The organism is Nocardia sp. NPDC023852 (genome assembly GCF_040639505.1).
Lineage (GTDB): Bacteria > Actinomycetota > Actinomycetes > Mycobacteriales > Mycobacteriaceae > Nocardia.
Genome location: NZ_JBFAAB010000007.1, coordinates 184,708 through 199,399 on the forward strand (window position 1 = coordinate 184,708; position 14,692 = coordinate 199,399).

Genomic DNA, 14,692 nt, shown 5'->3' on the forward strand with positions numbered 1-14,692 from the left:
TGGATTGCTCTTTCCGCAGGATCCGGATTTCCAGATCACGTCGCAGGAGCAGCTCGTTCGAGTCGAAAAAGTTCGAGCCGTCGCCGATATGACCGAGAAACAATGCCGGAGTTCCGGCCGGAACATCCAGGTGCAAACGGCAATCGAAACCGTCGGCGGCGTTGGGTCCCCAATGGCGCAGCGGCCCGAGACTCGTCGACGTATAAGGCGGCAAGCGACGGGTATCGCCGACCTCGCATTCCGACAGTGACAGCAGATCGAACAATTCGGGGCCGATATCACGACCCACCCGAAGGTTGTCTGGTGTGACATTCATATCGAGGATGCCGTCGAGCAAATGCACCTGCTGTGCACGTTCGTCGCGTACGGCGCCGATGGCGAGCGCTGAATTGATGCCTTCCGAACCGAGAATATAGGGCAGTATCCCGCCGATGACACTGTCATTGGACAGGTGCCTGGTCGTCCGGTGCCAAATATCGCGACCGTACTCGAAGGCCTCTGCACCGGTGTCGAAGGTCCGATATCCGTCACGCAGCGGCTCGTAGTCGCGTGGCCAATTGCCCTCACGAGCACCGGGACGTTCTTCCCACACACCGTTATCCCACCGGTACGGCATCTCGACTAGGATGCTTGCGAACCGCGGCCCCATTTCTTCTGATGCCGCCCGTCCTACAGCGGGGGTGAACTGTGCTACCAAGGAGCTATAACCGCCGATTTCGAATTGGCTTCGACGGAAGTCGACCCTGACCTCCGTGAAACCGCATCTGGACGCCAGATCTCCCATGAGTGTCCGGAACCGTGCGCTGTGATGTACGCCAATGCCCTGGCGAACTGCTTTGTTGACATCGTCAGCCCTGTCGGCCTTGTGCGGTGAATCCAAGGTCCATGTGCTCTCGATTGTCAGCACCCGCTTGCCGAGTACCGCCCACATGTCCGACCACATCCGCTCGCCCGCGGATATGTCGGGTTCGTCGTCAGCATCCCCGCCCCACCGCAACTGGCCAGAAAGCACCCCGTTCTCGTCTACCCGGAATTCAATCGTTTGTCCAATAACCGGGGAGCTCACGTATTCAATGGCACCGTCAGCGAACCACGACACGGACCACTGAACACCACCCCCTGACACACGCACCCTGACGCCCGGAACATGCGGTGACAATATCGACTCCACCACCAGCGACGCGGAATCGTTGTGCTGCAGAAGTCTCGATGCCGGTCCGGCAACCATCTGTCCGACGAAACGACGCTCGTCCGGTGTCGACCATCCGGCCATTGCATTCGTAATGCGCCGCTGAACATCGCTTTCCAAGTCGGGTTCAGCCGGTACAACCGGCGGGTTCGCCTCCACGCCGTCCTTCTCCGATTGCCCATCCCAATTCAGGGTGAACTCGTAGGTCCCACCGTATACGTCTGATCCATTGCGGGCCTCTCGCCAATCTGCCTCATCGGCCAGCTCGCGCACCACCCCGAGCACCATATTGTCGCGCGAGGCGTACGACTGCCTGCCGGGGATTCCAGTCGTCACGGCCCCCGTCAGCGCTTCCGCTCGGGAGTCGATGACCACCGATCCCAGTCCGTCACTCTGCGCTATCTCTTGCAGTAACGTCGTCATCATTCGCCGAACCGCAGCCTCTTGTTCGGCAGACCGGTTACGCAGGACACCGCGAAGGTGTTCGTATACCAGGCCGCAGTCCATCAAGCGATTTAGCGTGCGCACGTCAATGGCCAAGTGGTGACGGCCAGCATTGTCAAGCTTGGCGGTCATCCTCGTATGACCGAACCGGTCGATACCCGATATCGAAATCTGATCGTGCTGCGCTCCGCTCAGCTCCACCAGTACTGAGAAGCCGCGTCGCAACAGCCGGGTGACAATCTCCGAAACCATATCGCGTGTCTCGGGGCCGACTGCAGCATCGCTGCCCCACCACCCTGACAAGGAGTCGATCTTGCTTTCGATGGCCATACCAAATCCGGCAGCATCATCTTCGGCGCTGACTACAGCGGAGAGCTCAAGCGCCCGAATGGAATCCAGATCATCCGCGGAGACGTCGAGAACGGTGACCTCGTTGTCGAGAGGATCGTCCGTTTCACCCTCAGCCTGCGCGTTCCCGCGGTCCTGAACTTCCGGCACGGACTCCCCGTCCACCTGCCGCGAGTCATCGTCCAGCGCGGCCATACGCTCGGCGAGTCCCACAACCTTCTGCGCGGCGCTGTCGGGCAGCTTCTCCCGCTGTTCTCGCGACGATTCCGTCGATTCGGTCTGCTCAGCCGGATGGCCACCCATCAGCTCGTGGATCGCCTCATGCCCCTCGGTGGCGCGCGCAGGTGCCAGCTCGTGATGGACCGCCTGGTACTGCTGCTGTATCTCGGAACCCGTCGGTCCCAGGTCAATCATCACCTGACCACCGGTACGATTCACAACAAGCTCTGGAGAACTGCCGCCCGCCCCGCCACGGTGAACCTGCAGCGCTTCGAACAGAGCACCACACAGGTCATCACGGTCCAGATCGCTCAGGCCGAACAGCGACTGGCTCCCGAGCAGCATGTCCATCAGCAAGATCAATTGTTCACTGTCTGCGCCGGTCCATGCGCTGTCCCAACTCAGTGACAACAACAACTTGCTGTCATCGGGCCCCTCGCTGTCCTCGAAGCGCAGCGTCAGCGTCAGGTCGCGATCACCTTTCACACGGACCACTCGGCCTGTCGCGTCGTCGGGGACACTGACGACCGCAGACCCACCAGGCGCGGTCAGCACGCACATGACCGCGGTTCGAGCCGCTCGAATCCCGCGCGGCGTCAGCCCCCGCTCGGTCAGCATGGCTGACATCGGGCCGTCGTCCGCCATGTCGCCCACCCCGGATACCCGCAGGCTCCGGCCCTGCTCGTCAGCCACGGTCGCTGCGTCGGAGACAACCCCATCGAAGGGAGAACTGTCATCCGGTGACGGCTCCGAAATGCCCTCCGGTCCAGCGGTATTGCCCTGCCCCGGGATGCCGGGCCGATTCTGTCGCGCCGCATGTTCGAAGTGGGAGTCGATCGGATCGTCCAGACCGCCGCCCCCGTAACCGACGTGGTCGGGCGGCAGTCCAGGCATCGACGGATTTCCCAGCGGCGTCACACCGTCGATCTCGGATGTCGACGGCATGCTATCGGCGGGCATATCGTCGGGGCTGCCCGACAGAGCGTTCTCGAACTCCTCAGCAGTCTCGTACGCGCTGCGCCAGCCGGGATCCGTATTCGAGGTGCCAGTCGCGCCATCCGACGAACTGGGTCCTCCCAGGGCATCCGCCCACGACAATGCCTCATCCGAGTTCGAACCGGTGCCCGCCCCCGACTCAGCCGCGGCGGCGGAATCCTCCGGTATATCGTCCTGAATCTCAACCCACTCGACACCAGCCTCACTCAGCCACGTCACCAACCGCTGCAGCAGAGCGGCTTCCGCCTGCGCCACCCAGTCCGGGGCCAGCCCCAGAGCGGGTTTTCCTCGATGGATCTCGACTCGACCGATCCCGGCTTCAGACTGGTCTCCCTCGCGAATCCCAGCGATCCGCAGGGTGGTGATCTCATCCACGCTGCCATGCACCGAATGCAACGCCAAGGTCAGTGACACCCACTCCGGCGTGCCCTTCGCCCAGCGGACCGATCGCAGCCGAACCGAGAAGTCATCACCGTAACCGGCAAAGAACTGTTCGACGTCCCGGTCGGAGCCATCCATGAACAGGTGCTCCACCGAGAATGCGTCGCCCCCCTCGGCCCACAACCCGCCCAACGGGTTTGCCACACCAGAGGCAGATGTGAACACGACGTCAGAAACGTCCACCCCGCGCAAGCCCAAGTCGAAACGCAGCTGCATAACGAATTTCGGATCAGCATTCGGCGACCCGATCAGCTCATCCCCGGTCGCGACCTTCCGAAGGTGGCCCTGCTCGACCACCCAGGTCCCGAATCCGGCGGGCCCGCCGGCCGCCGAAGGCCACGACTCGCGCAGCTCGGCCAGCCCGGAACCCGTGCGGTAATCACCCGGTCGGGTACCCATCGCGAACGGCTGCGGCGCACCGTCGGTGTCGTACAGCGCGCCATCCATCGTGCGGATCCGCCCGTCCGGGCCGATGAATACCAGAACAGGTTCTGGCGCACCGTGTTTCGGGGTCAAGTCCGCGTCCGGCCGCGCCGCCTCATAAGTGTCCCGACGCAGCTCATGCCCAGCCTCGCGCTGCTGAACACCGACTACCGACTGCCGGAAGCCTCCGGATTCTTCGCTGGTATCCGGGACCTGGCCCACGGCCAGACCACCGAGACGCCAGGCAGCCCGCGGCTCGAGATGTGGCCGCTCGACAACCTGCGCGGTCAGATCATGGACGTCGAGGTGATCGGCCAACCCGGCCAGCGCCCACTGCTGATCGAGTGCTTCCGCCAGCTCCAGCACCGCACCGAATCCGGCATGATTCCCATGCCGCACACGCCATACCGCCGCAATCCGATCAACGGTCAACGTCATCGTGACAGGGATGTCGGTACCATCGATCACCTCGACAGCCAACGCCCCCGACGTATCCGTACCCACCCGCACGTCACATCCGGCCTCGAACGAGGCACCCGCCAGCTTCATAACCGTCACTGTCAGGCCGTCATCCCAGCCGGTCACGACCGACGCGACCTTCTCGATATTCCTCGCCGTCACCGAGTCGGGTGCCCAGTCCACAAGTGACGGAACGGGGTCGAAACCGGTGAGGCTCGCCGTACCGGTGGAACGCGGGGGCCTCGGATGCTGCGACCCGATCTGCGCAGGCGCCCGCCGCGGCCGCTCATGGCCGCGCCCCGAGTTGTCGTCCACGTCACCAAAATTCCACAGCTTGCTCGCGGTATCGCGCCACAAGCCGCTTTCATCGGTCATCAGCGGCACCCTGCGGAAGAAGCCCTCCTCATCGGCCTCCACCGGTACATCGTCGAACATGAACGCACGCGGCACCGGCCACGTGATCGACCCATCGGCGTCGAGCTCCCAGAACTGCAGCTTCGTCTGGGAGCGCCGGGCAGGGTTGTCGGCGGCCAAACGAGCGAAGGCCTCGAATGCGATACCGCGCCGCACGGATTCGTCGCTGCCGGGTGGGACAACCACGACCAGCACCCGCTCCCCACGCAGGGTCATGAACGCCGCGCGCCTGGACACGAACTCCACATCGCTGTCACCGCGAGTGCCGATCAGTGCCCGCAGTTCGGCGAACTCGTCCGGCGACGCGGCGGAATCACCCGGATCATCGGCATTCTTCGCCCCGGGCGTCGCCGCCGAGCTGTCGACCGACTTCGACCACACTGTGATCTCGCCGTCCGGCTCTCCGGCTTCGGCGCCGACCGGATTCCCGCCGCGAGTGCCTTCGTTACTATCGCCGCCGCCGTCGGTCTGGGCACCGGCATAGACCCCGTTGGCGGTGACCGTGTCAACGATGTCAGCCAGCTCGCCCGACGCCATCGCGGCGGCGACCGTCACCGCGCCCGAGCCCACGCCGACGATATGGATCTGCGGCGCCGGGCGGCTGTCGCCCGCGCGGCGCCGGGCCTCGGCGGCGACCGCGGCGACCGTCGCCCGCGCGGCGGATGCGCCGTCGCCGATGCGGCCGTGGCCGAACGCTGCGACCACCGCCACCCGCCGGCCGGACTCCGCAGCCTCGGCCTGGACTTCGGCGGCAGCGCGAAGGAACCCCGCCGCGTCCGTGTCGAGCGAGCCCTCGCCGAAGTAGACGATGATCGAGTCCGGGTCGGCGTCGCCGACGGCCGCCGTCATCCAACCGTGGTCCGGGTCCAGCGACAAAAGGAGCGCGTCCACACCGTCCAGGGCGGCCTCCAACCCGGACTGCCGCTCGGCCTGGCCGGTCGCCGCTGGCGACGCCGCCTCCGACTCGAGCCACGCGCGGTTGTCGGCGTTGCGGATATCCCACGGCACGCCCCAAGAGCCACGTGCGAAGTACTCGCCATATTGCGCGCGGTACAACTCGTACCGACCCCGCAGCCGCTCCTGCATCCGATTCGTCGGCCGCTCCGACAGCGAATCCCACAACGACACGAGCTCGGCTGCGGCGTGGGCCGCCGACGCTTGATCGACCTCCCCTTCGAGGGCGAGATGCTCGGGACGCGAGTTCGTCACCAGGACAGCGATGGCCTTTTCCGGCTGTATGCCGGGATCTTCGGCGCTCGTCGTGATCCGCGCCGTATCCTGCCGAGACTCCGCCGCGAATACTTTCAGGCTCTCGGGTGTCGCCGCGTTGAGCGCGTCCACCTGCTCCGGCGGGACGTCGACGACGGTGATCCGCTCGACCAGTGGCTGCCCGTCGTCGTTCAGCAGGCCGGCGCCGACGCCGGCCACCATCGCCGCCGCGGACGAGCCGTGCAGCACAAGATTCTGGACTTCCGGAATCGCCTCGCCGTCCACGTCCACGACTGCGGAATCCCACGCCGCCTGCATGCCCGCCAGGTCGGTCACCAGCTGCGGCCCGTCGTCGGCACCCAGGCGCACCACCACCGCCACTGGCACGCCGCCGGAGTCCTCCCGCAGCCGCTCGTAGTGCTCCCGCGCGTAGTCCAGCACCGCGCGCATATCGTCCACCCTGGCCGGAACCGCCACGTGCACAGCCACCAAGGGAGTCGTGTTCGGCTCGCCGCCGCTGGGGTCTCCGATCTGGATCTCCAGCTGCCGCGGAAGCCCGGCGTCGTCCGGGGTCGGGTCGATGGAGCGCATATACACCGGTATCCCGTCCGGAGCCCATGCGTCGAGCTCGTCCACCAGGCCTGCCGCTGGCGTGTCCTCGCCCAGGCGCGAACGGTTCAACTGGTCCCGCACGTCGTCGGGCACCCCGTCGAGACCGCCGATCAAGGCTGGGTAGCGCGTAACCAGCTCACGCAGCTCGTCGTCGTCGAACTCGGCGTACGACTGCGCGACCGCGTCGACCCGATCCCACGCCGCATCAATGTCGCCGGGCGGCAGCTCATCGCCGGCCAGCACCGCGACCCACCGGCGCACTCGCTCTCCGCCGGGGTCGTCCGGCTCGCGATCCTTGTCCACCGGCGGACCGGGCATCGCCGCCTGCGCCGTCACCATCGGCAACAGCCGCTCCAACAACCGCTCCCGCCACGACCGAACCCGCAGCTCCGGGGCGCCCGGGCCGGCGAACGCCATGCCACGAATCCCGGGCATGTGTGGCGGGCGCTGCCAGTCGTCGAACGGAATCGGCTCGCCGAAGCGGACCGGACGGCTCTCGTAGACGACAATCTCGTCGCGGCCGTGCTCACCCCGGTTCGCGACGATCACAACGTCGTGGAGGTAGCCTGGGGGCAGTGGATGCGGCACGAACGCGACGAAGAACGCGCCAGGCTTACCCACGAGTCGCTTCTCGATGTCATAGAAGCTGCCGAGCGGCTGCAGCTCGCACTGCCCACCGAACGCGCGCTCAGCCCTGCCGATGTCGACGCCGACCCACCCCGGCAGCGGCGCGGGCCGGGACTCGTCGATCAACCCCAGCTGCTTGGCCATCAGCACGGCGTTGCGCAGGGAATCGGGGGGATAGGACTCGCCTGCCAGGTCCAGCGACGGCCGGTCGTGACCACGCTCGGTGGCAGGCCCCACCGGCGTCGCGGCGCGCCAGGTCATCGCCTCGTCACCGTTGACCGTCACGACCGGACCCGAGTAGCGTGGTCCGTCGGGTCCCCACTCCGGCGCGCAGCGCTCGATCGTGATGGTCGCCTCGCCGTCGCGCAGCACAGTATTCACCCAGCCGCGCAATCGATCGAGGCCCTGGGTGATCTCGGCCACGGGAAGCAGCCCGCCGAGCACATCGGCCACCGCGCTCAACGGCTCGGTGTAGGCATGCGGATCGTCGACGGTAACCCTGACAGTCCGGGCGCGGGTGACCTTGCGGCCGTAGCTCTCCCGGCCCGCCTCCAGCACGAGCGCGTGCAGCTCCTCCTGCCCGGCAGTCGGCCACACACCGCTGTCCGGCATGACTGCCAGTTCGCCTGCCTGGAACGAGTTCATCACCGCGAACTCGAGGATCAGCTCACCCTCGACCGGGTCGAACAGATGCGGGTCGACGAACTGCTGCCGCAACCACGCCGAGAACGCATCAGGAGTGTCAATGCCGCCGTCATCCAGATAACGCGTGCGCAGGCGGTCCATCCCGTGGTGATCGACGGTCCACCGCGTCGCCCAGTAGGCCGCCTGCCCAAGCGCGGTGAGCATGACCTCGCCGTGCGGGACAGGCGCCTGGTCGAGCAGGTCCCGGTTCCACACCAGATACGTCCCGTGCTCGGTCTGGAAAGTCCACACATCCGTCTCCGGACGAACCCAGCTGAGATCCAACGTCGGATAGGCGCGGCGCATGCGGGCGATGAGTTCACCGTGGTCGGCCATGCCCAGCCCGGCGACGTTCAGCCACGGATGCCGGGCGAGCGTGCGTCGGAACGCATCATCGATGTCCAGCTCCGCAATCACCTGCAGGTCGCTGTCGCCGCTGGGGATACTGCCGAAACCCCACACCCCCACCCGCTGCGAGACCGCCTCCCCACCATCACCCGGGGAATCAGCATCATTCGATCCCGGCTCGGACGGATTCGACGACGTAGCCCCGACCTTATAATCCGGAACCGCCCCCAACGACTCCCGCGATACGACCTCCACGCCACCAGGTACGCCCTCCACCAAACGAACCGGCCGGTGATTCGAGTCATAGCGGACGATGGACCGCTTCTGCACCGAATTGTGTCGGTCGCGAACCGGATTCGGGTCCTCGGTATGGAAGCGCAGCACGCCCTGCTCCCGCACCAGCACCCGCCGATAGGCATGCACACGCATGTCGGGGAATTCAGGGTCGAGCGGACCCTCATATTGGTCGAAGACAACGGCGCTCGCGATGACACCATCACCCTGAGTTTCCTCGGCCAATTCGCGCAAGCCCGCATCGACAGCATCAAGATCGGCATCACCCGACCCCACGCGGACCTCCTCCGCATAACCACCGGTCATGTACACCGCAGTCGCCGGATCAGTACCAGTGGGGTCCGGCGTCACACTCAGGTCGATCGGAATCCCAGCCCCGGCAAGTGTTCCCGGGACACAACCATTACGCGGCTGACCCGACCGATACAGCAGGTATCTCGCGGTCCCATCAGTCTCGGAACCACCAGGATCCGCAGCGACCTGGCGGAGTTGCTCGACGATGTCCACCATGGTGGCCAGAAGCAGCACCTTTTCGATGTGCGCACCGAGTACCTCGTCACTGGGTACATCCCGACCCCGAGGCCGCGACGCCTCCTCACCCCGGCTACGCAGATCGATCCGCGCCAGCTCGAATTCGAGCAACCCCCGCTCCACCAGATGCGCGGGCACACCCAACCACGAAGCGACCGTACCCAACTCCGTCTCGCACATCCGACGCAACTCGGCAGCCCGGGGGGCCCAGCCCGAGGGCAACTCATCCAGGTCGACATCCGCCTCGACGGCCAGCGCCTCGAACATCGCCGGGGAAAAGATGCGCGCCCCCAACGCCCAATTCCGCTGCCGCAGCGTGTCATCGTCAAGCGCCAGTCTGAGCTGGTGAAGATCTTGCAGAAGCTCTATTTCCAGCTCCCCGTACACGTCGCTGTGTTTTCGCACCAACTCCAGTTCTTCTTCGGTGCGTACGAGCGCTGCTATACGTTCGGCTGAGTTTCCATGCTCGGCAACAGTCCTGTTGTTCACGACACGCCACTCGACACCGGATCGCTCGAGTGCCGCCCGCAACGGCTCGCCGGGCTCCTCGTGTAGAGCGATGAAATCGATGTCGTCGACTGTGACATCACCGTGGATCTGCGCTTCCACGAAGCCCCAGGACCGGAACCGTCGCCCGAGGTAGTCACGACCGAGGCCAGGGGGCGTCACCAAATTCCCCATGTAATTGCCGTAGGACCATTCGAACGGGTCGGTCAGTGGAGAGGGCATAGTGAAGCACTTTTCGGTAAGCGAATCACCTACCGTGACTGTGGAACGCTCGCGAACCTCCGGCTTCAGAAAGATCTGTACCTGGCCGTAATAGTTCAGCTCGTCGAACAATTGCAACGAGTCAGGACCCATCCCGCTCGGACGAACTCCGTCGATGGCGACGTATCCGTAGATCGGCTCGCTTCCGAACCACTCGCTTTCGCAAAGGGCTCGTTCTCCCCCTGGTGTACGCCGGGACTTGTACCGCCCCTCGTCGAGCATGGAGATCAGGGAATCTGCTTCAATCCTGATGGCGACCGGTTTGTCGCGAAGTAGCGTGCGCAGCTCGTCTCGCATCTGAGCCCGCACCTCATCGATGCTGCGACCGAGGTGGTTCGCTAGCCGCTCTATCTGTTCGTAGATGTGAGCGTACTGCTCCAGAAGGGACATCTTTTCCCCGGACAGGTCCTCGAGCTCGAACTCCGTCGGCCTTCGATCTCCGAACCGCCGCCGCATCATCGCGTCGATGACACGCCTCGCCCTGTCGAGGGTATGTCGATCAGGCGGCGGGGTTTTCAGGAGGGACGCGGGGCCGGCGCCGGAGCTGATCGGTGTGCCATTGGACTCCGTGTCTCGCCGTACCGGCAGCGCTTCCTTGAAGAGATAAGCACCAGCGGCCACCTCGGCTTGCCGGAGTGCGAGCAAACGCAGGCCGTCCTGCTCGAACTCCCGCACCATCGCCTGGCTGAAGCCGGTCTCCCTCGCCGTCATACGTACGGTCATGCCTTCGAGATGGCGCAGGCGCACCACCTCCTGCTTTACGGCGGGCAAGGTCCGAAGCAGTGTGCGGATCGTCGGCAGGCCCAGTCCACCCGCCGGAGCAGCCGGGCGTGCCGGGTTCGGGCCGGAGCGGCGGAACACCGGAATCTTTGCCTCCAGCTTGGCAAGCTGGCCCGGGCTGACCCCGCGGCTGCCGTCGACCATCGTGGCACCCGCAGCACGGGCTTCGCGCAGGATCTTTGCGGCCGGCATCGGCTTGAATGATGCTGGGCCGTAGACGCGGTCGACGTTCGGTGCGACGTCCTTCGCCGCGGCAAGGATCAGAGTGTCCCAGCTCTTCAACTGGTAGCTGACATCGTGGCCGTTCAGCACAGCTACCACTGCCTCAACTGTTTCCCGCGCCGCGGACACTTGGTCGGCAGCATTGCGGATGGACCCGGGCCACGCCGCCGCCGACACATCTAGGTCGAGCAACAGTGTTGCGCGCAGACCCGACACCAACCTGGCCACTTCCTCCAGCGGCACGGGGTACTCCCCGTTGTTGTCTCTCGCATAGAGCACCGGCACCCCCTCTTTGAAATGCACCCGCACCTCATAGACAGCTGACTCGTGCTCCTCGAGGTGGCGCTGGTGCTTCTCGATTGCGCGCCGGACGGCACGTGTATCGATGCGCAGGGCCTTTTGCGACGCGGCGGAATCGTTGGCCCCGGCGTGTATTCCGTTGCGCTGGGCGATGTCTCCGGGCGGGGAAAACTCCGCCGCGGCGGCGTGGGCTCGCGACGGGGATTTGGTCGCGAAGCGGGTGACGCCCAAGGACATCCACCAGCGCATCTCGTAGAGGTCCTCGGCATACACCGCTACCGGCATACCCCGGGCAGCCACCAAAAGTCTGGGGCTCGGCGCATCCGTGAACGCCACGCTCGTGGCGCCAGCCGCCCGCACCGCCGCCATGATGTCATCGCGACTACCCGCCCCGAGCCAGGTCTTGTTCGCGGTGTCGGGACGGATGAGCGCGACCCGGCCGGCGAGGTCTTCGCCTCTGGGGTGCTGGGCCGCGTAATGCCAGACCCGCCAGTCGTATCCGGCAATACGACACGACTCCGCGGACCCGCCCAAGCCCTTCATGACCGACGTGACGAACTGCTCGACGTCCTGGTCGCTCCAAGTCGGGTCGGCGTCCAGGATTACCTGCGCCGTCACAGGCGGCGTGGCGGCGGCGAACTGGGCGGCGACCTCGGCAAACGGCACCACCTGCACGTCGGCGATCGCGCCGTCTGATCCGAGCTCAGCCAACTTGACACCGCGAATTGCCTCGATCACCGACTCGCCGCCGCCGAAGTACGCCACCAACTTATCGTCGGCTGTCACCGCGACCCGCACCCCGACGACGTCCGCACCGGCCGCTACCGCCTGCGTCACCTCGTCCGGGGACTCGAGCGCGTCGATGACGGTTTCCACCCCGTCAATTCGCGGCGTATCGCCCTCGGCGCGGATCGATTCATCGGCGTCGCTGGGCCCCAGGTCGGCTTCGTTCTGCGCAGCCGGACCGGTGGCTCGGGGGGTTTCAGCCGGGGCCACTTCGTCCTCAACAGGCCCACCATCAGGCCCCCACGAGCCGCGCCCCCCCGGCACGACGACCACCATCGACCGCGGTGCCGCACCGCCGGAAACACTGACCGTGATCTGCTTCCGCGCACCACCGAGCGAACCCTGCAACCAGCGCGCAACCTTGTCGACGGTCTCCTCGCTGTCATGCCAGTTCGACACCATCGAGCTGAGCAGTCGATACGTGAATTCGGTTGGCCACCCTTGGCTGTCGCATTCGACCGTCCAGGTGAATTTCGCGTCCGCGCCGTCGGCACCGCTGGGGGCCTCGACCGTCAGCCAGTGCGAGAAATCGGCACCGGCCCCGTGAATCGTCAGCTGCCGGGAGTTCTCGTCGTAGGCGACGTCCGCGTAGCCGCCGCGTTCGCTGACGCCGGATGCGAGCGATTGCCGCAGGATCTCTGTGGTGTCGTCACCGAAACCCCAATCACGCAGCGCTGCAACGAGTTCTCCATCCGGCAGCAGCGAATGCGCAGGCGCGATCAGGTTCGATTGCCTGCTGTTCTCGTAGACTTGGACGCCGGGGATGAACTTGCGTTCCTCCGCAGCGCCAGCCCTGCTGCCGGGGCGGACACCCGGATACTGCTCGAGGAGAATATGTTCGCCGTCGCGCAGGGGCCTGCCTCCGGGTAGCGCCTGGAACAGTGTGGCGATGACGGCCTCGCGGAGTTTCAGGCCGTTCATGTCGGAGTAGAACTCCGGGAACTGCTTGGGCTTCCACATCGCGTACTCGAATTCGTCGAAGTCGCCGCCGCCCGGACCGTCTTGATAGAAGCCCTGCAGCGCCGACTCGACATCATCGACCTCGGGATGGCGCACGACCGACTGATACGCGACATCCGCGATCCCATATGCGAGAACAGTTGTGAGGTCGTCGCGCGACCGTCCCTCGGCCCACGGGTGAACCTTCCGCTTCGCCAACTGGTCCGCCAGCCATCCGGGCTCGGCGAACACCCGCTCGCTCAGCACGAGCACCCGCTGCTGCCCACCCGGCACATCCTCCACCCAGGACTCGCAGAAATTCCCGCTCTCCAGCGGTGTCACCGCGATCGCATGCGGCAGCGCCACCTCACCCTGCCTATGCGCCGCCCGCAGGAATTCCGTGATCTTCACGAGATCAGCGAGCGAGATTTTTCCGTTCGCAACCAGCCCGCCGAGGTGCACACGGGTATCCGACACCTGTTCGGCAACAACCTGTTTCGCCTGCCTGTTCTGGGCTGCGACTCCAGCCTCCGGTCGCGGCGCGGGTGCACCCGCGCCCGAGCCAGGAAGGTCGGCTGCCGCGAAACCGGCGGCCACCGCCCCGGTTATCGCACCCGCATCCAGTCCGCTGGGTTGTTCACCAGGCCCCGGGACCTGCGTACTATCCATCCCCGGCTCCAGGGACTCGAAACCGGATGCGAGCGGATCCGCATCAGCTCCGTTGGGCAGGCGGAATTCATCCCACAGGCCCTCCACTTGCTGCCGCATTTGCTGGTGGGCGGGCACCTCGGGCTTGCTTTGGATCTCATCGACAAGCCGTTGGACTGCCTGATCCCACGTGATGTGGTCGGCGGCGAAATCGTCGTAAGCGCCCGCCGCTCCGAAGGCGTCCGGCTCGCCACCCCATTCGTCCTCCGGGAAGTCGCTGATGTCGACACCCCTGTTGTTCCAGATTTCCCGCTGCGCTTCGAAGGCGACAAGACAAGCCACGGCCTCCATACGGAACTGCTTCAGCAGTTCGCGATCGATCCATTCCTGTTCCGTTATCCCCGGACCGCGCGGCTCCACCTCGATCCCGGACATAACGCGGCCGATAGCTTTCGCCAGGAAGAACACCTTCTGCTCAGCCGAGATCAGATCGGAAACCCCGACGCTGATTGCCTTGCCCGTGGGATGAATCTCAGTCCGGCTCGCATCCTCAGACGGTTGGAAGGTCCAACCGTCAGCCTGGAGATCACGCATTCGTTGTGCCAGCAGGGGTGCGTGTGCAAGGAGCTCGTCGATATCGCGACCGAGGCCGGTGGGACCGCTGTACCAATAATCGATGAGACCTTGGCGGTAACCGCCGTAGTCGTGCCCGTCTTCTTTCAGACGGTAGAACATCCGATCCGCGACGCGATCGATGGCCTCCGGGAGGGTTATCCGACCGATGTCGTCATATGCCTCCATCTCGCCATATTTGTTCGTGGTGAAAGCATCCGGTGGCAGGCTGCCCAATTGCTTCTCGAGCTCACGACGCACTCGGGCGGATACGAGCGCGGCGTGTGCCTCGTTCTCGTAACGCTTGCGCAGCTCAATGGCGATCCAGTGTGCCCTGGTCGTCCCCACTTGCCAAGGAGCCTTGGCGGTGTCCACACCATAGTTTGCGTGGCCGAGTTC

The 14,692-nt window shown here is 65.4% G+C and carries 1 protein-coding gene (cut by both window edges); it reads right to left on the reverse strand.

This entire window lies inside a single protein-coding gene on the reverse strand: locus AB0H00_RS14330, encoding a glycerophosphodiester phosphodiesterase family protein. The 123,276-nt coding sequence extends 88,757 nt beyond the window's left edge and 19,827 nt beyond its right edge, so the window shows coding positions 19,828–34,519 — codons 6,610 (complete) to 11,507 (partial); reading right to left, the first codon wholly in view occupies positions 14,690 to 14,692. Both the start codon and the stop codon lie outside the window.